The organism is bacterium (assembly GCA_023228325.1).
GTDB lineage: Bacteria > Auribacterota > UBA6266 > UBA6266 > UBA6266 > UBA6266.
Window position 1 is genome coordinate 950,376 of the sequence record JALOBK010000001.1, and the last position, 19,163, is coordinate 969,538.

Annotated in this window: 19 protein-coding genes and 2 tRNA genes; 13 read left to right on the top strand and 8 right to left on the bottom strand. The window is 45.1% G+C overall.

What is annotated here, in order from left to right:
- The first annotated feature begins 2 nt into the window (after positions 1–2).
- From M0R36_04515 to rsmI, 6 genes are all read left to right on the top strand, one after another.
- Positions 3–1,391 (top strand): V-type ATP synthase subunit B, encoded by a 1,389-nt coding sequence (locus M0R36_04515; protein ID MCK9555065.1) that lies wholly within the window; start codon positions 3–5, stop codon positions 1,389–1,391.
- A 42-nt stretch (positions 1,392–1,433) separates the two neighbouring features.
- Complete coding sequence (locus tag M0R36_04520) at positions 1,434–2,048, top strand: V-type ATP synthase subunit D (protein MCK9555066.1); 615 nt, start codon at positions 1,434–1,436, stop codon at positions 2,046–2,048.
- 35 nt (positions 2,049–2,083) lie between these two features.
- Positions 2,084–3,871, top strand: a complete 1,788-nt coding sequence (locus M0R36_04525; protein MCK9555067.1) for a hypothetical protein — start codon at positions 2,084–2,086, stop codon at positions 3,869–3,871.
- Positions 3,871–4,323, top strand: coding sequence for a V-type ATP synthase subunit K (locus tag M0R36_04530; protein ID MCK9555068.1), 453 nt, complete (start codon positions 3,871–3,873; stop codon positions 4,321–4,323). The genes M0R36_04525 and M0R36_04530 overlap by 1 nt, the downstream gene beginning before the upstream one ends.
- Before the next feature lie 102 nt (positions 4,324–4,425).
- Complete coding sequence (locus M0R36_04535; GenBank protein MCK9555069.1) at positions 4,426–5,586, top strand: M48 family metallopeptidase; 1,161 nt, start codon at positions 4,426–4,428, stop codon at positions 5,584–5,586.
- Positions 5,583–6,410 (top strand): 16S rRNA (cytidine(1402)-2'-O)-methyltransferase, encoded by an 828-nt coding sequence (rsmI, locus tag M0R36_04540; protein MCK9555070.1) that lies wholly within the window; start codon positions 5,583–5,585, stop codon positions 6,408–6,410. The genes M0R36_04535 and rsmI overlap by 4 nt, the downstream gene beginning before the upstream one ends.
- A gap of 1 nt (position 6,411) precedes the next feature.
- Here the strand turns inward: rsmI and M0R36_04545 are convergent, their stop codons facing one another.
- The 6 genes from M0R36_04545 to M0R36_04570 all read right to left on the bottom strand — a co-directional run bounded on the left by M0R36_04545 (position 6,412) and on the right by M0R36_04570 (position 11,948).
- A complete protein-coding gene (locus M0R36_04545; protein ID MCK9555071.1) occupies positions 6,412–8,124 on the bottom strand; it encodes a diguanylate cyclase in 1,713 nt (570 codons plus the stop codon).
- Positions 8,125–8,374: 250 nt separating this feature from the next.
- Entirely contained in the window at positions 8,375–8,857 is a 483-nt protein-coding gene (locus M0R36_04550) for a hypothetical protein (protein MCK9555072.1), read from the bottom strand.
- A 114-nt stretch (positions 8,858–8,971) separates the two neighbouring features.
- Positions 8,972–9,604: a hypothetical protein gene (locus M0R36_04555; GenBank protein ID MCK9555073.1), complete on the bottom strand. Its 633-nt coding sequence runs from the start codon at positions 9,602–9,604 to the stop codon at positions 8,972–8,974.
- A gap of 197 nt (positions 9,605–9,801) precedes the next feature.
- Positions 9,802–10,410, bottom strand: a complete 609-nt coding sequence (locus M0R36_04560; GenBank protein ID MCK9555074.1) for a PEP-CTERM sorting domain-containing protein — start codon at positions 10,408–10,410, stop codon at positions 9,802–9,804.
- Entirely contained in the window at positions 10,407–11,018 is a 612-nt protein-coding gene (locus M0R36_04565) for a hypothetical protein (protein ID MCK9555075.1), read from the bottom strand. The genes M0R36_04560 and M0R36_04565 overlap by 4 nt, the downstream gene beginning before the upstream one ends.
- A gap of 75 nt (positions 11,019–11,093) precedes the next feature.
- Entirely contained in the window at positions 11,094–11,948 is an 855-nt protein-coding gene (locus M0R36_04570; protein ID MCK9555076.1) for a hypothetical protein, read from the bottom strand.
- A gap of 359 nt (positions 11,949–12,307) precedes the next feature.
- On the opposite strand from M0R36_04570, the gene eno reads away from it, so the two are divergent.
- Genes eno through M0R36_04600 form a run of 6 tightly spaced genes read left to right on the top strand, consistent with a single transcriptional unit; the run spans position 12,308 to position 17,942 of the window.
- A complete protein-coding gene (gene eno, locus M0R36_04575; protein MCK9555077.1) occupies positions 12,308–13,597 on the top strand; it encodes a phosphopyruvate hydratase in 1,290 nt (429 codons plus the stop codon).
- Positions 13,594–13,890, top strand: coding sequence for a septum formation initiator family protein (locus M0R36_04580; GenBank protein MCK9555078.1), 297 nt, complete (start codon positions 13,594–13,596; stop codon positions 13,888–13,890). The genes eno and M0R36_04580 overlap by 4 nt, the downstream gene beginning before the upstream one ends.
- Positions 13,891–13,905: 15 nt before the next feature.
- Positions 13,906–15,294, top strand: a complete 1,389-nt coding sequence (locus M0R36_04585; GenBank protein ID MCK9555079.1) for a sugar ABC transporter permease — start codon at positions 13,906–13,908, stop codon at positions 15,292–15,294.
- Positions 15,294–16,772, top strand: a complete 1,479-nt coding sequence (locus M0R36_04590; GenBank protein MCK9555080.1) for a carbohydrate ABC transporter permease — start codon at positions 15,294–15,296, stop codon at positions 16,770–16,772. Before M0R36_04585 ends, M0R36_04590 begins: the two co-directional genes overlap by 1 nt.
- Complete coding sequence (locus M0R36_04595; GenBank protein MCK9555081.1) at positions 16,772–17,467, top strand: DUF624 domain-containing protein; 696 nt, start codon at positions 16,772–16,774, stop codon at positions 17,465–17,467. The genes M0R36_04590 and M0R36_04595 overlap by 1 nt, the downstream gene beginning before the upstream one ends.
- Positions 17,468–17,471: 4 nt before the next feature.
- On the top strand, positions 17,472–17,942 hold the full coding sequence (locus M0R36_04600) for a TerB family tellurite resistance protein (protein MCK9555082.1): 471 nt from the start codon (positions 17,472–17,474) through the stop codon (positions 17,940–17,942).
- Positions 17,943–18,256: 314 nt separating this feature from the next.
- Here the strand turns inward: M0R36_04600 and M0R36_04605 are convergent.
- Positions 18,257–18,333 (bottom strand) — tRNA-Met (locus M0R36_04605).
- A gap of 89 nt (positions 18,334–18,422) precedes the next feature.
- A tRNA-Met gene (locus M0R36_04610) sits at positions 18,423–18,499 on the bottom strand.
- A 209-nt stretch (positions 18,500–18,708) separates the two neighbouring features.
- On the opposite strand from M0R36_04610, the gene M0R36_04615 reads away from it, so the two are divergent.
- A complete protein-coding gene (locus tag M0R36_04615) occupies positions 18,709–18,942 on the top strand; it encodes a hypothetical protein (GenBank protein MCK9555083.1) in 234 nt (77 codons plus the stop codon).
- The last annotated feature ends 221 nt before the right edge of the window (positions 18,943–19,163 follow it).

Here is a 19,163-nt window from a genome sequence, read left to right on the forward strand (position 1 = left end):
TTATGCGTAAAGTATACAGCAGAATACTGCAGATAGTCGGGGATGTTATAACCGTTGAAGCGGAGGGAGTAGGCAATCAGGAGCTTGCCGAAATAAATACTTCGAGAGGAAAATCGCTTGCCCAGGTGATAAAGCTTGACGGCAATAAAGTCTCTCTCCAGGTATTCGCGGGAAGCAGGGGAGTGTCTACCGGCGATGAAGTGAGGTTTCTGGGACACAGGATGCAGGTTTCTTTCTCGGATGATTTAATGGGCAGGATTTTTGACGGCAGCGGAATCCCGAGGGACAACGGGCCTTCGCTTGCCGACAGCATGGTTGAAATCGGCGGCCCTTCCGTCAATCCCTCAAAAAGGATTATTCCCGACAGGATGGTCAGGACGGGAATCCCGATGATAGATGTTTTTAATTCCCTTGTAGTATCACAGAAACTTCCGATTTTCTCTGTCGCGGGAGAACCTTACAATGAGCTTCTTTCCAGAATAGCCATGCAGGCGGAAGTTGATGTGATAATACTCGGGGGTTTAGGGCTGAAATATGACGATTTTCTTTTTTTCAGGGATACGCTCGAAGAACACGGGGCGCTGTCGCGTTCAATATTATTTATCCATACCGCGTCAGACCCTACGGTGGAATGTATTATGGTTCCCGATATGTGCCTTGCGGTCGCGGAACAATTTGCCATTAAAGGCAAAGATGTTCTTGTCCTTTTGACGGATATGACGAATTTTGCCGATGCCCTGAAAGAAGTAGCGATTACGATGGAACAGATACCTTCCAACAGAGGTTACCCCGGAGACCTGTACAGCCAGCTTGCCTCGAGGTATGAAAAGGCGGTTGATTTTTCCGACGCGGGTTCAATAACCGTGCTGGCGGTTACCACTATGCCCGGAGACGATGTAACTCATCCCGTGCCGGACAATACAGGATACATTACGGAAGGCCAGTTCTATCTCAGGAACGGAAGAATCGAACCTTTCGGTTCGTTAAGCAGGCTTAAACAGCAGGTTAACGGAAAAACAAGGGAAGACCACAGGACCGTTATGGATACAATGATACAGCTGTACGCCGATTTCAAGGATACAAAAGAAAAACTCGCCATGGGTTTCCAGGTGAGCAAATGGGATGAAAAACTGCTCAGGTACGGGAACCTGTTTGAAGACAAACTCATGTCTCTTAAGGTAAACATCCCTCTTGAGAAAGCCCTTGACCTGGGCTGGGAAATAATGGCTGAATGTTTTTCTCCTGAAGAAACCGGAGTGAAAACGGAGATGTCGGATAAATTCTGGCCTAAAGAAAAACCCGCCGCGGAGCAGGAAAACCGGGCGGATGAAACAGAAGAAGAACAGGAAGAAGGGCCAAAAACAGTTGAGGATCTTAACAAACAGGAATAAGAGCATAAACAGTTAGAAGATAAAAAAAGAAATACCGGATAAATGGCGAAGAAAAAAATCAAATTTACAAAGGGCGAATTAAAAAGCCAGAGAGATTCTCTCGGCCAATTCCAGAGGTATTTGCCGACGCTTCAGTTAAAACAGCAGCAGTTACAGGTGGAAGTAAGAAAGACCGAAGCCAAACTCAGCAAACAGCGCGAAGAGATAGAAGAAATTAAAAAAGATATGGTGGGATGGATAGGCATTCTTGCGGAACCCGGAATAGACCTTTCCGAATGGGTAAGGCCCCGGGATATCATCACATCCACCGGGAATATCGCCGGAGTAAGCATACCTGTTTTCAAAGGCGTTGATTTCCCCAATACGGAATACGACCTTTTTGTCACGCCCCTGTGGGTGGATTCCGCCATAGAGCAGATCAGAAAGCTGGCGGAACTGCTTGCGGAAAATAATGTTGTGAAAAAACAGTATGAATTATTGAGCAGGGAACTGAAAACTACAATGCAGAGAGTGAATCTTTTTGAAAAAATCAAGATACCCGAATGCAGGGGAAATATAAAGAGAATAAGGATATATATAGGAGACCAGGAAACCAACGCGGTCGGAAGAAGCAAGATAGCGAAGAAAAAAATAGAAAAGGTGCTGCAGGCCGCCTGACAGCGGAGCCCGGAGATTGTTGAATGATTGTCCCGATGAAAAAAGTTAATATTGTTGTGCAGAGCAAAGACACATCGGATGCTCTGGAGCGGCTTTCTTCTCTGGGTCTGGTCCATGTGGAAAATGTTGAATCTCCGCACAGCCAGGCGGTTGATGAAGTCCAAAAAGATATGTATATGATATCGAGGGCGATAGAAATCCTTCCCCCCGCGGCGGAACCCTCCTCACGGGAAAACATTGAGGACTGGGGGAAAATAATCAACGAGATTCTGGATTTAAGGGATTACAGGAGCAAGCTCGCGGAAAAATCCGTAAAACTGCAAAGGCACATAGATACATGGGATGACTGGGGGGATTTTGATATTTCCCTTATAAGAAGGCTCAGGTCAAAAGATGTGTATGTTTATCTCGCCGAACTGCCGGTAAAAGAATTCAATTCTCTTCCCCCTGATATTTTTGCCGAGATTATTTCCAAAAGCAGCGGCCTGGCGCGATGCGCGCTTATTTCCGGCGAAGAACGGGAATTTTCTTTTAAAACGGCGGCCTTGCCGGACAGAAGGCTTTCCGAAGTGAAAGCGGAAAAAAAGGAGATCGAAGACAGGCTCGGGGAAACAAACAGAAGCCTTGAAGATTATGCCCGGTACAGAAAAGAACTCAAGATGATGCTTGAACACCTGGAAAAAGAAATAGAATTCGAGAAAGCCAGCGCCGGGATGGGCAGTCAGGGCGAGCTCTCTTATTTAAAAGGATACTGTCCCTTCGATAAGGTCGGCGCCCTGGAAAATGCCGCGGATGAGAACAACTGGGCGGTCCTGGCGGAAGACCCGGCCGCCGGCGACAATGTCCCCACACTTATAAAAAATCCGAAATGGATTGAGATTATCAGTCCGGTTTTCAACATAATAAAGACAGTGCCCGGATACAGGGAAGTGGATATAAGCGTGGTTTTCCTTTTATTTTTCTCCGTATTTTTCGCGATGCTTATCGGGGATGCGGGTTACGGCGCTTTGATACTGGCCGCCGTAATTTTCTTAAGCGTTAAATCGGGAAATAAGATGAAGGATAAGACCCCTTTGTTCCTGATGTATGTTTTGAGCATTGCGACGATTATCTGGGGAGTTTTGACAGGCACTGTTTTCGGGCAGGTCTGGATAAAACAGACATTTAAACCGCTGATGCCCTGGTTGACGGTGGATTCCAATATGAAAGAATTATGTTTTATAATCGGGGCTGTGCAGCTTACCATAGCTCATGCATGGCAGGCGGCGAGAAAGATGCCGTCGGTTGTTTTTATCGCGGATTTAGGCTGGATTTCTGTAATATGGGGGGCCTTCTGTCTTGCGAGGACATTTATTGTCGGCACGGAGTTCCCTGTTTTTGCGGGGTGGCTCTTTGCGTGCGGGATATCCGCGGTGTTGTTTTTTACCGTCCCGTTCAAAAGTTTTTTCAAGGACCTTTTCCCGAGGCTTATCACCACGTTTTTAAGTATTATAGGCAGTTTTTCCGACGTAGTTTCTTACATAAGGCTTTTCGCTGTCGGGATGGCTTCGGTCGCTATTGCGGATGCTTTTAACCAGATGGCGGAAGGTTTCGGCTGGTCTTCGGCGGCAACAGGCCTGGCGACTGTGCTGGTTCTTCTGATAGGACACGGGCTTAATATTGTGTTGGGCGCCATGGCTGTGCTTGTGCACGGCGTGAGACTGAATGTTTTGGAATTTTCAAACCATTTGAATATGGAGTGGTCGGGAATAGAGTATAATCCTTTTAAGGGAAAGAGGGCGGATTTAATAAAAAATAATCTTGAAAGAGGAGGAAGAGAATAATGGCCGGGAATATTTTATCGCAGTTTCAGGATTTGGGTTTTTCTGCGGCGCTGGCATTGGCTGCAATAGGTTCCGCATTGGGAACGGGCGCTGCCGGGATGGCGGCGGTCGGAGCATGGAAAAAATGTTTTGCGCAAAGCAAAGCGGCGCCTTTTATTCTTACGGTTTTTGTCGGCGCGCCCCTGTCGCAGACGATTTACGGTTTTATCGTTATGAACACCCTGTCGGCAAAGGCAGGTTCCGGCGTGTATTTATGGTCAGCAGGTATTTTTGCCGGCATAGCTTTGGGAATGAGCGCTTTAATGCAGGGGAAGGCCGGAGCCGCGGCTTCCGACGCGATGGCCGAAACAGGAAAAGGGTTCGGCAACTATATTATGGTGCTGGGAGTGATAGAGACAGTGGCGCTTTTTGTGATGGTATTTATTATGATGGGTGTCGCGAATATAAAATAGAGTATTATAGAGAATCCGAATAAAAATAAGTTTATAAATCCGGAAGTAGCTTCGTATTTTTTAACCGGTAAAGCTTTTTAAATAATCAAAGGATATCAAGTAATGGCTGAAATGAAAAGAGACCCGAAAAAATACGAGAAAATCAACAACCTGGTTTTCCTCGCGGATATTATCCTGACCATTTTCATACTTCTTTCTTTTTTCATAACGCCCCTTTCCTTGAACCTCATGAAGGTAATTGAAAAGAATATACCCGAAAGTTACGGGCAGATAGTTCATTTCATTTTACTGAACGCAGTTTATCTGACAGCGTTTGTTTTTATTAACTGGGCCGTGTTTATGCCTCTTCATTATTACGCTTCCTACCATATAGAGCATAAATACGCCCTTTCCAATCTTACCCGGCTTAACTGGTTTAAGGATGAGTTAAAAAAAATTATCATTGCCGTATTGACAAAACTTATTCTTATAGAAGCCCTGTATCTTCTTCTATGGAAACAGCCGGGAAGCTGGTGGATATGGACGGCTGTGGTGTGGATAGTGTTCAGCGTAATCATGAGCAAGGTCTATCCTTCGCTGATACTTCCTCTTTTTTATAAGTTGAAACCGATTGGAAACGAAAGCCTTGAGAAGAGAATAAAGACTTTCATTGAAAAAGAGGGAGGCAGTGTCCTCGGAGTTTATGAATGGGTATTAAGCGAAAAGACGAAAAAAGCCAATGCGGCTTTTGCCGGTATGGGAAACACCAAGAAGGTGATCCTGGGAGATACCCTGTTAAAGGATTATTCGGAGGAGGAGATTGAAACGATAGTAGCGCATGAATTCGGCCATCACCGGTTCAGGCACATCTACAAATTTTTATATATCGGGGCTATCTTTTATGTCGCCAGTTTTGCTTTGATAAATATGATTTTCAAGGGACTTATCGATATGAGATATCATGGTGATATTGAATTTTACAATATCGCCACATTCCCGCTTATCGCCCTGTTGATATATGTTATCCAGCTTGTGTCTATGCCTACATTTAACGCAATTTCACGGTTTTTCGAAAGGCAGGCCGACAGGTTTGCCCTTGAAAAAACAGGCAAACCGGACGCGTTCATATCGGGCATGACGAAACTGGCCGAGCAGAATCTGGCGGACAAAGAGCCCAACGGGGTAATTGAATTCCTGCTTTACAGCCACCCGGCAATTTCAAAAAGAATTAAAGCGGCCGAAAAATATAAGAAGAACGTTCCCGCAGGACAGCAAAACAATTGAAGATTCCTGTTCTATATGTTGTGGCAACGCCCATCGGCAACCTGGGGGACCTTGCTCCCCGGGCAATAGAAATCCTCATGGATTCCGGCCTTATCATTGCTGAAGATACGAGAACAGCGGGGCTGTTACTGGAAAGATTTAAAATACCGCGAAAGAGCATCGTAAGTTTTTTTGAAGGCAATGAGCGGAAGAAACTCAGTTATATAATCCAGAAAGTCAAAGCGGCGGGAAAAGCCGCGCTTATAACCGAAGCCGGGACGCCGTGTGTTTCCGATCCGGGTTACAGGCTCGTAAATATGCTTAGAGAAGAAGCGGTGGAAATAATCCCCGTGCCGGGGCCCTGCGCCGCAATAGCGGCCCTGTCCGCTTCCGGGATAGCATCCGACAGATTTGCTTTTGAAGGTTACCTGCCTAAAAACAATAAAAAACTCAGGGATTATCTGAGCGGTTTAAAAGGAGAAAAAAGGACGCTTATTTTTTATGAGTCCCCCAAAAGGGTCCGCAATTCGCTTGAGATAATGAGGGATATCATGGGGGACAGGAAAGCCTGTCTTTTCAGGGAGATGACAAAGATTTACGAAGAGAGCATATTCGGGACGTTTTCCGAAATACTGGAAAAACTTCAGGGCGAGCCCCGCGGTGAAATAACCATGGTTGTCAGCGCATGCGGCGAAACGAATAAAACGGATTATGATTTTGAGAAGATATTTTCGATTATCCGCGATGAAGCGGGCATTTCCGGCAGCAAAGCCGCGAAAATCGCCGCGAAAATCACAGGTCTCAAAAAAAGGGACATCTACAGGGCGGCAGCGCGAAAAGATTGAACTAAGAAACGTTGGCAACAAAAGCCTTTACGACTTTCGGGTCGAAATAAGTTCCGGCAGCTTTTTCAACTATGTTCAACGCTTTATCATCGTTGAAAGCCTCCCTGTAAGGGCGGTCCGAGATAAGGGCCTGGTAGGCGTCGGTAACCGCTAAAACTCTCGCGCCGATCGGTATTTCTTCTCCTTTAAGCCCGTTCGGATAACCGGTGCCGTTGTAACGCTCATGATGGTGCAGTATACTGGGCAGTGAGCCGCTCAGCATGGATGAAGCCTTTACCATATCAAAAGCTATTTGAGGATGTTTTTTGATAATCCGGCATTCTTCCACTGTCAGAGGCGACTTTTTTTGAAGGATTGAGTCGCTTATAAATATTTTGCCGATGTCGTATAAAGCCGCGGCGTTTTTTATGTCATACACTTCTTCGGGGCTTATTTTGAGTATATCCGCGACTCTTTCTATCGTCGCTATCATCCATTCAAAGTGTTCGCCGACAAACGGGTTTCTGGTATCAATATTCCTTGCCACAGAGTAGATTTCTTCCAGGTTTGATATTTTTTTCGCTATTGTGAATATTTGTTCGGTGCTTTTCCCGTTTATGTATTCGTTGTTCTCAAAAGAGGAAACAAAATCATAAATTGATTCCACGATAGTTTTTTTTGAGCGGTCACCCAGGTCCGTAATGGTTTTTTTCAATGTTTCAATGTTTGCGGATTTGTAATTACCCTCTATTATCGGGGTTCCTTTATTCTGGTAGAAAACAGCCCTGCCTTTTCCGAAGTCCTTTGCTTCAATAAGCGCGGCGTCGGAAACCCTTAAAAGGTCTTCGGCGGTTTTCAGGCTTCTTTCCGGGTAACAGGCGGCGCCTACGCTGATAGAAGACCTGATTTCCTCATCGCTTATATTGAATATATGAGCCCCGATCTTGTTTATAATGTGTTCGGAAAATCTCTTTGCCCCCGCATAACCGCTTTCTATAAGCAGCGCGGCAAGCCGTTCTTCTTTATAGCGGAAAAAGACATCCTCTTTCCGGCCCTCGTCTTTTATCAGGCCGGCGACTTCTTTCAGCAGTGTGTTTGCCGTAGTGTGCCCGTGAGAATTGCTTATCCGGTCAAAATTCTCGACCTCAATAATAAGCAGGGCCATGGGAAGGACGCTTCTCTGCGCGCGGCTTATCTCCGCGGCAAGCCTTTCCGTAAGGTATCGTTTGTTATAAAACCCGGTTACCGGATCTATTCTTGTTATTTCCGCGATTTGCTGTTTTTCCTGGAAGACCTCTGCCTCGGCTTTTTTCCTTTTTGTGATATCCAGCACATATATCGCTATCTGGGAAATCCTCTTGTTGTCATCAAAGATGGGGTAAATGTGTATTTCTATATCTTTTCTTTCACCTGTTATATCCGTTGTGGCAAATTCGCGGTTCAGGGTCTTTCCGGAATCCTTTACTTCTTTTATAATGCTGTTGATATTTTCTTTAATGGCGGGGATATCTTCGAATTCGGATTCTATATATGTTTTATCGCCTGCGTTCAGCCCGGTCGCGGAATTTGCTTTTATTACATAACCGTTATGAGAACTCACTATGTAAAAAGGATAAGGCAGCGCGTCAAAGGCGTTTTCCAACGGCTCATGGGATTCATCATTCTTATTGCCTTCAGAATTATGAAACTCATGATTAAGGATATAGCTATCCTCTTTGTTTACATCCTCGACCATATTTATTTCCTCTAAAATACAAACGCCGGGCGCAACCCGGCTTTTTGCTCTCGCAATCCCCGAAAAAGGGATTGCATAAAAAACAGAGTCGCTGAAAACTAAGTTACAATATATTAAAAAAATGTTAAAAAATACTGGGTATTTATAACACGAAAGCTTTCGGATTGTCAAGTGTCCATTTTGGATTCGGAACGCTTTTCCCGACGGTAAAAATACTTTTTCCCGCGCGGATATTCAAAAAATCCGCGGCCTAGATAAAGGCCTTGTTTTGCAGAACATCTTTGCTTTTAAGGTGTTGCGGTTCGAATATTTCATCAACGAGACTTTCCCCGACATAAACCCTTATAAGATAACCATAAAAGACAAATCCGGCGCCGGTGGCCGGATAAAAACTGGTGCTTATGAAAAGCCTGTCATTTTTATCCCAGGGTAGAAAAGGCGTAAGATCCTGGCGGGCCGCGAGAACAATGTTTTTATTTTCTATCTCTTTGCCTTCCAAAGTGTTAGGTATTTCAAAGAAGTATATAACAATTTTTATTCTGCCTTCTATCTTGGGGACGTTCTTTTTCAGCGTTATTTTAAAATAGGAGTGCAGTTCTTCGAATTCACCCGAAATCTCTTCGGTTTTGCCGACGCTTTCTATAGATATGGACCGTTCTTCGGCGGCTGAAAAGAAAGCAAACAGCAATAATCCGGCAAACAGGGAACACAACAATACATAAGACTTATTCATATACCCGAAATTATTATAGCATTAAATATATTGGCTGACAAGTTTTTACTATTGTGTTAAAAAAAAGGCGGTATCTTAAGATACCGCCTAAAGAGGGGTGAACGGATATAATTATTAACTTCTTTTCATCCTGCTGAACATAACCAGGCCCGCGATACCTATAGAAAGCAATGTAATGCTGCTTGCTTCGGGTATGACTTCGTCCCTGGCGAAATAAAGGTTATCCCAGTAGAGAACCTGTTCCCCCAGCGGGTCAGGATAGCCTCCCGATACACCAACTGCTACTGTAAGCACCGCCCGGACAGCTTCTTCAGGCGCTGTGCTGCTTGCGTTGAAGAGTGCCCAGCCGTCAGTTGGCTCCGAAAAGCTTCCGACAGACTCGATTTTTATCGGGCTTGTTCCGCCTTCCGCCATATAATATACGTATGCGTATGTATGATAGCCATGCCACAGCTCCGTTGGTATATTATAATAGCCCGATATGGAATATGTGGTGTTGGGGGTGGCATCCATTCCCTGCGAGAACCCCGTATAAAGAGTGTTGCTGGTCGCGCTGTATTTCATCATATTCTCTCCATAAGGGGTTTCGGGGTTGACGCCGCCGGCAGAAACCATCTCCCAGTTCCCCGAAGAAGATGTGCTCCATCCGCCTGCTGATTCAAAACTCGGGTTTACCAGAAGATTTGCGTGAGCTGAAAGAGGGATAAATAGAACAAGGACCAGGGTACTTATAATTGCTGTTTTCATATCCGTTCCTCCTCTCAAAGATGTCTTTTTTTGGCGTAGGGTATAAGGAACTTCTTATGAATTCCGCGCAATCTGTGACACGTTTCGATATACCTTACAAACATATCATATATTTGTGGGGTTGTCAAGTCAGGACGGGAGAAAAATCCGCGGTGAATTTATATACACAACTTGCTTTGTATCAATTGGTTATATGATTATGCAGACAGATATTTTTTCGATAGAACCAGGGCTATCACAGCAACTCCGGACAGGGCAAAAATCCCCGGTTCAGGAACAGCGGAAACATCGTCAAAACAGACCATTCCCTCACCGTCCCCGACCATTACAAAATCTACAAAAGCGGTTCCCGCTGGCGCTGTATAGGAAATGGAATAAAGAGTCCATGTTTCCACTACTTCGCTGAACAGCTCGACTTTGTAATCATATATCGATTCATCTGATGCATTTTTAAAATTGATTTCAAGATAGCCCGTCGGAGTTCCCCAGTCGGTTTTCATCCACGCGCTGAAGGTTATGCGTTCGTCAGGCACTACAGTTGTTGTTCTTTGCCACATCCACGCGGCTGCCTCAGCTTGCCCTCCCAGGGACATATATTTACTTCCGCTGTGGGCCAGCTCCGCGTCCTTTTTCCAGTCCAGATACCATGTTCCCGCTCCGCTTTTTCCGGTCCAGCCATCGGGCAATCCATCTATGGCCCACGTTCCTTCTTCAAATCCCGGGTTCAACAGGAAATTTGCAAACACGTTTTGAGGGGATATAAGCAATAAAATAAAAAATAAAGAAAATATGAATTTTTTAATCATACGGTTTTTCCTTTGAATTTTTTGTAAGCGGGGATAATCAAGAGGCCCATTGCTCCCGGTTCGGGAACCGCGGAAAGGTTATCCCAGTAAACAGTGTTTAGTAAAGTTTCAGAAGTTGTGCCCCATATTATAGGCACGAACCTTACAGAAGCTGTATTTGCCGGCGTTGTGCCCGATAACTCATAAAATGTCCAGCCGTCGGTCAGCGCTGACATTTTAACGCCTTCAGTCGCCGAGATATAGGTTTCGCTGGCATTATAATATTCAACTTTTAAAAAAGTGGTATAATCGGCGGGAAGCTCAGCCTCTATCCGGTAATATCCCGTGAAGGTGTAATCCGTGTTCTCCGTCCAATTGCAAATCTGGAAGGCGCCGTTGCCGTCGCCGCCTGTTCCCTGGGTATTTATCAGAAGCATATAACTTCCGTCCTGGGCAGAGGGATGGGCCCCGCCTTCCGCTACGCGGTAGGCTTCCCCGAACTGTGTCCAGTTTTCTCCGACATTCCCTCCGGCAGTTTCAAAGCTGTTGTTTAACAGAACATTGGCTGAGGAAAAAGCGCTATGGAAAAAAAATAAGCAAAACACAAAAAGAAGAGCGTATTTTTTCATATTATGCCCCGTTATCCTGTTTGAATTAACAACTCGAGTGATTATAAAGGAATATCCGTGAAAAGGGAAGAAAAATTATTGTTTAAATTTGCGGCCGAAGAAAAGAAGCGCGGGAATACCTAAGGCGAATAACGCGTTTACGCCGGGTTCCGGCACTGCGAAAAAATTTGCGCCGAAGATATTGTCGCTTTCAGATACCGAAAATGGAGAATACCCCGAGCCGGAAGTGCCAAGAATGGCGACTCCGAATGTATCCGAATCAGTCATATCCCAGTTTGTTTCGTCTATAGTAAAGGTTGCGTCCCCGCGTTCATAATCATCTGTAATTGTCTCCCATCTGCCGTCATTATCGTACTGCGCGAAAACAGTGTGCGAATTCGCGTCGTAAAGCAGGCGTATGGTCGCGGAAGAAAGATATGATTGTTCAATGAACACCTCTTCAGGCATGCCGTCGGTAAATGTTTCGAAGCTGAAATCATAATTGAAACCTTCCCCCATCCATACGGCTACGATGTCGAGAGTGGCCCAGTCGCCGCCGATTTCTATGCCCTGATAGGGGTCTGAGTTGTTTTCAAGTGCGAGCCCGAAGGATATTTCATCTCCGTAATTAAGTTCGGTAAGTGTTGAGCAAAGGACAGAAACATCAAGCTGCACCGTCCAGCCGTCGCTGTAACTGCCTTCATTATAACTCCATTCATGATAAGCGTATCCGTCATAAGTTGCGGAGGATGTGGAATAATACATCCCGTCATCCTGGGAAAGAACCCCGTTGTTCCTTGAATAAAGTTCGTGCCACTTGTTTGTGTCGTAATTTGTGCCCGCGAAATCATCCGAGCCGAAAAAGTTCGAGCCTTCGCCGGAAGTGATGTTTCCGGAAGTAAGAAACATGGATAGCGTTAAAGCCACATTAAATTTTAAAAGTTTATTCATAATTTAAGATCCGAAACAAAAACAAGCGGAGATTCATTGAAACACAAGAAGAGGCCTTTGTCAAGGGGGTCGCCGGATTTATCCTCCCGGCGCGGGTTGCTCCGGCATCTGGGAATTGTATTGACAAATAGTGACGATAAAAATAAAATTAACAAATCGTAAAAGCTATATTTAGATATTTTATAATAATAAAAACAGAAAAATTACAACCACAGATTACTCAGATACACACAGATAGAGAAACAGGAAGCTTGTAAATTATCAAGATTTTTTATATTAAAATGGTATTTATCTGTGCTATCTGTGGTTAAAAAGGAATTAATAATTAAAATTATTGAACTATTAAAACGGAGGATGATGTGACGACAATATTAAGTGTTAAAGGACGGGAAATTCTGGATTCGAGAGGTAACCCGACGGTTGAAGTCGATGTAACTCTCGAAGGAGGGTTTTTAGGCCGCGCGGCTGTTCCTTCGGGCGCTTCGACGGGAGAACACGAAGCGGTGGAGCTGAGGGACGGGGATAAAAAAAGATATTCCGGCAAAGGGGTGTCAAAAGCCGTAAAAAATGTTAATGAAATAATCGCTCCCGCCGTTGTCGGGATGGATGCGACCGATCAGGTTTCCCTGGACAGAAGGCTCCTGGAACTTGACGGCACGGAAAACAAAGCCAAACTCGGCGCCAATGCCGTGCTTGGCGTTTCCATGGCCGGCCTTAAGGCTGCCGCGGCGATTTCAGGACTTCCTCTTTACCAATATATAGGCGGGGTCGGAGCGAAAACGCTTCCTGTCCCGATGATGAATATTCTTAACGGAGGCGCGCATTCGGACGCGCCTGTAGATCTTCAGGAATTTATGATTATGCCTAAAGGCGCCTGTTGTTTCAGGGAAGCCCTGCGGATGGGAGCCGAAGTCTTTCATGTGCTGAAAAGTGTTTTGAAGAAAAAAGGATATTCAACCGCGGTCGGCGATGAAGGAGGCTTTGCCCCTTCCCTGAAAAGCAACGAAGAAGCGGTTGAAGTTATACTGGAAGCGGTTGACGGGGCAGGATATAAAATAGGCAAAGATATTTTTATCGCGCTTGACCCCGCGGCGTCCGAATTGTGGAACCATGCGGCCGAAGAAGGTAAAAAAGGTTATAAATTCTGGAAATCAACGGGGAAAATAATTTCCTCCGAAGAAATGGTTGATTTCTGGGTCAGGCTTGTAAAGAAATATCCCATGATAATATCTCTTGAAGACGGCATGGCGGAGGATGACTGGGCAGGCTGGAAGCTTTTGACGGAACAGCTCGGCAGCGAGAAACAGCTTGTGGGAGATGACCTGTTTGTGACAAATACAAAGAGGCTTCAGGAAGGAATAGAAAAAAATATCGCTAATTCAATACTGATAAAAGTTAACCAGATAGGCACCATTTCCGAAACTCTCGACGCTATAGAAATGGCTAAAAGAGCGGGTTATACGGCTGTCGTAAGCCATCGTTCCGGCGAAACGGAAGACTCCACGATAGCTGATATCGCTGTCGGGACGAACTGCGGGCAGATAAAAACAGGGTCGGCATGCAGGACAGACAGGATATGCAAGTACAACCAGCTGCTCAGAATCGAGGAACAGCTTGGAGAAGCGGCCTGTTACGGGGGAACGATATGAGGAGGCAGGATTTACTTCTTCGCCTCAGAAGTATATTGATTTCAACTGTATTTATTGTTATTGTATTGTTAGCGGCCGCGCTTTTAGTGCCGAAATGGATAGGAAGAAGTTCTTTAATAAAGCAGGAAAAAGAGTTAAAAGAGACGGTGGCATCTCTTGAGGAGAAAAACCTTAAGTTAAAGCAGGAGAAAGACGGCCTTGAAAACGACCCTGTTTATCTGGAGAAGATCGCAAGAGATGAACTCGGACTCAGGCGGGCAGACGAAATAATCTATAAATTCGAAGGTGATTAATTTCAGCGGGCTCTTATGAAAAGCAAAAAAAATTTTAGGATCGGGGAATCTCTGAGCGGTTATCTTTTTATCCTGCCGAATTTTCTCGGTTTCTTTTGTTTTACTTTTTTCCCTGTGCTGTTTTCTTTTTATCTGGGTTTTGTCGACTGGGATATAATAAAACCCATGAAGTTTGTTATGTTCAAGAATTTTAACAAACTGATGTTTTTCCATATCAGGGAAATTGCCGAAAGCGGACTGCGGTTTCCCTGGACGCTTGAAATGGATGTGATTTTTTGCTGTATGATGTTCATCGCATCCGCGCTGCTTGTCCTGAGATTTTTCCTCCAACAGATGCAGCACTGCCGCCAGGCGACCGGCAAATATTTTTTCAGAGGAACTTTTAATTTGCTCCCCGCGATATTGATCCTGGTTTCCGCCGGCCTTTTTGTCAAATGGATGTCAATTCTGGAGATGCTTCCGGGAAGCGCTTACAACAGCTATTTTATCAGGGAAAACCTGATTTTGAACGCCGGAACTTTCCTGGGGTTTTCGCTTTTGCTTCTTTTTATAGCGATGCTTTTTTCTTTTCTCGGCGCATATTTCCGCGCCTATGATTTCAGGTTTGAAAAGTCTTCCGATGTTTTCCTGGCCTTTCTTCCGGGGATTGTAATACTTTTAAATATTTTTCCCGTCTGGGGGTTCTCAAACGACATATGGGGAGCCAATGACCCTTATTTCTGGCAGTTTTTGGGCAATACATTATTTATGATGCTGGCTATCCCCATAGGGATGTTCGCTTCGCTGGGGCTTGCCCTTTTAATGAACAAGAAACTGAAAGGGATAGTGTTTTTCAGGGCTGTTTATTTTCTGCCTTCCATCTGCGCCGGCGTAGCGTTATATGTTTTGTGGAGATGGATATATAACACCGACCTCGGCCTGCTGAATACGATGTTAGGTTACATCGGCATACCCAAGGTGGAATGGCTGACGAGCACGGCGTGGTCAAAACCGTCTTTGATGTTGATGAGCATATGGACCGGGGTGGGCGGATATAACATGATACTTTACCTTGCGGGCTTGCAGGGAATTCCGCTTGACCTGTACGAAGCCGCGGATATAGACGGAGCCAGCGGCTGGCAGAAATTCTGGTCGGTGACCTGGCCGATGCTTTCGCCTACGACTTTCTTCATTTTTGTGATGAGCGTCATAGGAGGTTTTCAGGGCGGGTTTGACGCCGCTTATATCATGACCGGCGGCGGGCCTGCCGGTTCGACAACAACATTGAGTTACTATATTTATAATAACGCGTACGCATGGTTTAAAATGGGGTATGCGGCGTCAATCGCATGGGTGCTTTTCGCGCTTGTTTTTGTTGTTACCCTGTTTAACTGGAAGTTCGGGGGAAAGGTGGTTCATTACTGATGGTCAAGCAAAAAACAAAAACCAGATTTGTGAGCTCTCTTAAGGAACTGGGACTTCTGAAAAAAGTTTTTTACTATGCCATGCTTTCTTTTATAGGTATTACCATGCTGCTTCCCTTCTTCTGGATGGTTTCGACATCATTGAAGGATGAAGGAGAAGTTTTTTCATTCCCGCCGACATGGATCCCTTCCGAAACAAACTATTTTACATCCTATGATAAAGCCCTGGTTGGCTCGGTTATCGAATATAGGGAAGAAAAAAACCTTACCGCCGGCATTGAAGACATCCGGGCTCTTGCGGCGGAAGCCCCTGATTCGGCGCAAACGGGCCTTAATATAAAAATTATCAAGAGAACATCAGAGGTAAAAATACTCAGCGGAGAATATGAAGGCAGGAAAGTCGATATTGACAGTTCTCTCGTTTCAAATTATGTGCCTAACTGGCTCACTCCGTGGAAAAAGGAGCCTGCGGTTCCGGTCGGCGAAATAATGAAGAGCATGGGGTTTATAGAAAGAGGAGACAGGATTCCCGTCGGGCTCAGGGTTAAAGTCCCCTGTGAAATCCTGAGCGTTAAGCTTTTTGTGAAAATTGCCGATGAAAAGAACCCCCTGCTGGATGAAAAATGCTGGATCCCCGCCGATAAACTTAAAAAAGAATGGAAGCCGGCTCTCAAGTGGGATAATTATCCGAAAGCGTGGGATGCCCTGCCGTTCGGCAGAGCATATATAAACAGCATCATAGTCGCCTTGCTGGTCACATTCGGACAGGCATTCACAAGTTCTATGGCGGCGTACGCTTTCGCGAGGCTTCATTTCCCGGGCAGGGATAAGATATTTTTGCTTTATCTTGCCACTATGATGATTCCGGGAGCGGTCACTATGATACCTGTTTTTATCATTATGAAGCTTGCTCCCGATATGCTGAATCTGGTGAGCGCCAAGATAGGGACTTTTTTCTACCAGCTTTTCGGAGGGTCGCCCGATGTTCAGATTCTAACCGAATTCTGGGACAGCAAATTTGAGATATTGGGACATTATATAGGACGACCCATAGGGCTTGATTCCTACTTTGCGCTGATAGTCCCGGGACTTTGCAGCGCTTACGGCACATTTATGCTCCGGCAGTTTTTTATGAGCATACCGGTTGACCTTGAAGATGCGGCAAAAATCGACGGCTGCAGCCTCTTTGGCATATATATAAGGATAATACTGCCTCTTTCAAAACCCGCTCTTGCCACACTTGTAACATTTACGTTTATGGCTGTGTGGCGTGATTTCATGTGGCCGTTGATAGTCTGTTCCAGCGACCAGATGAAGACACTTCCGGTTCTGCTTGCCTCGTTCCAGGGGGTTTATAATACCCAGTACACTCTTCTGATGGCCGCATCCCTGATCGTCCTGATGCCGGTGATACTCGTATTCCTTTTCAACCAGAGATTTTTTATCGAGGGAATTCAGCTTGGAGCTATTAAAGGCTGATGTCAGACAAAAAAAAAGAGTCATCTTTACTTATCCGGTTAAGTTTTTTTGATGTGTGTTCAAAAGGGTTCTGGCTTTTCTTCGACAACCTGGGTTTATTTCTTGCCTTAAGCCTGATGTGGTTTATCCTTTCCTTATTTATTATTCCGATGCCCGCGGCCACCGCGGCTCTTATTTATATGTCTGACCGGATAAGTTTCGGGGAAAGCGTCGGTGTAAAAGATTTTTTCAGGGCGTTTAAAAAGTATTTCCTGGCTTCCACCCTCGGGTTTCTGGCGCTGGCGTTTATCAGTTTCCTGTCGCTTATCGGTTTTCTGTTTTATGGTTTCCAGTTCGGGATATTAGGCAAAATAATAGCCGCTTTTATGGGATGCATCTTTATAATCAATATGATTGCGTCATTATATATTTTCCCTCTGTGCTTCAGGATAAAAAACCCTGCCGCCGTTATTAAAGGGGCGGTGACGCTGGGGATATGCCATCCGGCGTTTTCCGTTATGCTGTTGGTTTTTCTGATACTGCTTTTTCTTGCGGGAGTTGCGACCGGCGGCGGAATTGTCCTTGTGACGCCGGGCCTCAGCGCGGCGGTAATAAGCAGCGCGATCAGGGAGCTTTCTTATAAGTACGGGTTTTCGGAAATTCCCCGGAAACAGGAAAGGACTTTGAAGGAAACTTTTTTCCCGTGGAAGGAGTGAAACTTTGAAAAGCCCATTTGTTGACAGCCTGAAAAATATATTCGCCAAGCCTGAAGAAAACAGGCCCGCAGAAAGCGCGGAAGACAGGATAAGGCTTGCGTCCTGCGTTCTTTTTATCGAGGCCGCTGCTACTGACGGACATATAGACAAAGCGGAAGAAAATGTTATTTCGGATATATTGCGGAAAGATTTCGGGCTCGGCGGAAAAGAGATAACAGGCCTTCTGGAAAAAGCGTATCAAAAAAGAAAAGACAGCGTTGATTTGTATGAGTTCACGAAAGTAATTGACAGGAATTTTTCTTATGACGAAAAACTGAAAGTCCTGAAAAATTTCTGGAAAATAATATTCGCCGACAGGCGCCTTGATAAATATGAAGACCAGCTCATCCACAAAATCGCCGGCCTCCTGAAAGTCTCGCACAGGGACTTGATTGACGTTAAGATGCAGGTAAAAGAGGGATCCGGCAGGGAGTAGCTTTTTCGGGGACGTTTGAAAATCCCGCCGAGTTTTTCTACACTTGACTTTTTTGTTCGCTCGCCCTTCGGGCACCGTGGCCGCTCACAAAAAAGACACCCCTTAAAACCTACTCCCTGCCTGATCTGAGATGAGCAAAAAGAGGGAGGGGATAAGGAAGTGTTTCGAATGGATTCGGGAACTGAATGTTTTTCTCAGTGACTGCCTCGGAGTCTCGCCAAAGGCGGGACGAGAATGAGTGAGAAATACTTACTTATCTTCTCCCGAGGAAAGACTCATCAGCCATGGCTTCTATTAAAGGAAGCACAGATGAATGGTACCGGAGGAGGGACTCGAACCCCCGACACGCGGATTATGATTCCGCTGCTCTAACCACCTGAGCTACTCCGGCGCCGATTTCTGATGAAACGATAATATAATAGAAAGACTGTTTTTCTTCAACTGTTAATTTAAATGAAAAAACCAGCTTTCGCTGGTATATGGTAGCGGGGGCAGGATTTGAACCTGCGACCTCCGGGTTATGAGCCCGACGAGCTACCTGGCTGCTCCACCCCGCGTCTGTTTTGCAGAGGGTATTATATAATCCGCTATTACACGTGTCAATCCATTTAATTTTACCGGAAGAAGAAGATGGATTGCCGAGAATAAAAACCGCAGAATTTTATCGTCCATACCCCGACGCAAAAAATAGAGGTTTTTACTTGACATATAAAAGGCGGGTGATAAGATAGATTAATAAATAAACCTTTAATAGAAGGAGGTTATTATGGCTCAAGTAGTAGCGAAGGCAGGAGTAAAAAAAGTAAAGGGATATCTTTACTTTATCGACAAAAAGGGAGATGTTTCGAGAGCCAAGATGGCGCGCGGCGGCAAGAGAAAAGGGAAAAAAGCAGCACCTGAAAAAGTTGCAAAAGTCGGCGTTAAGAAAGAAAAAGGGTATCTTTATTTCCTCGACAAAAAAGGAAATATTTCGAGAGCTAAAATGGCGCGTGGAAGATAATTCAGTTTTTTATATAACCGAAGAGCCCCGATATCTATCGGGGCTTTTTTTTCCGCGAAACTGTAACTTATGGAACGGCAGTGAACATAAGTTGCCAAGTTGAGCGGATCCCCGGCGCATTGATTTGCGAAGCAAATCAGCGGGGGATAAGCCTTAATAAAATTATATATCAATTTAGTTTTATGAAACTGTAACTTATGGAACGGCAGTGAACATAAGTT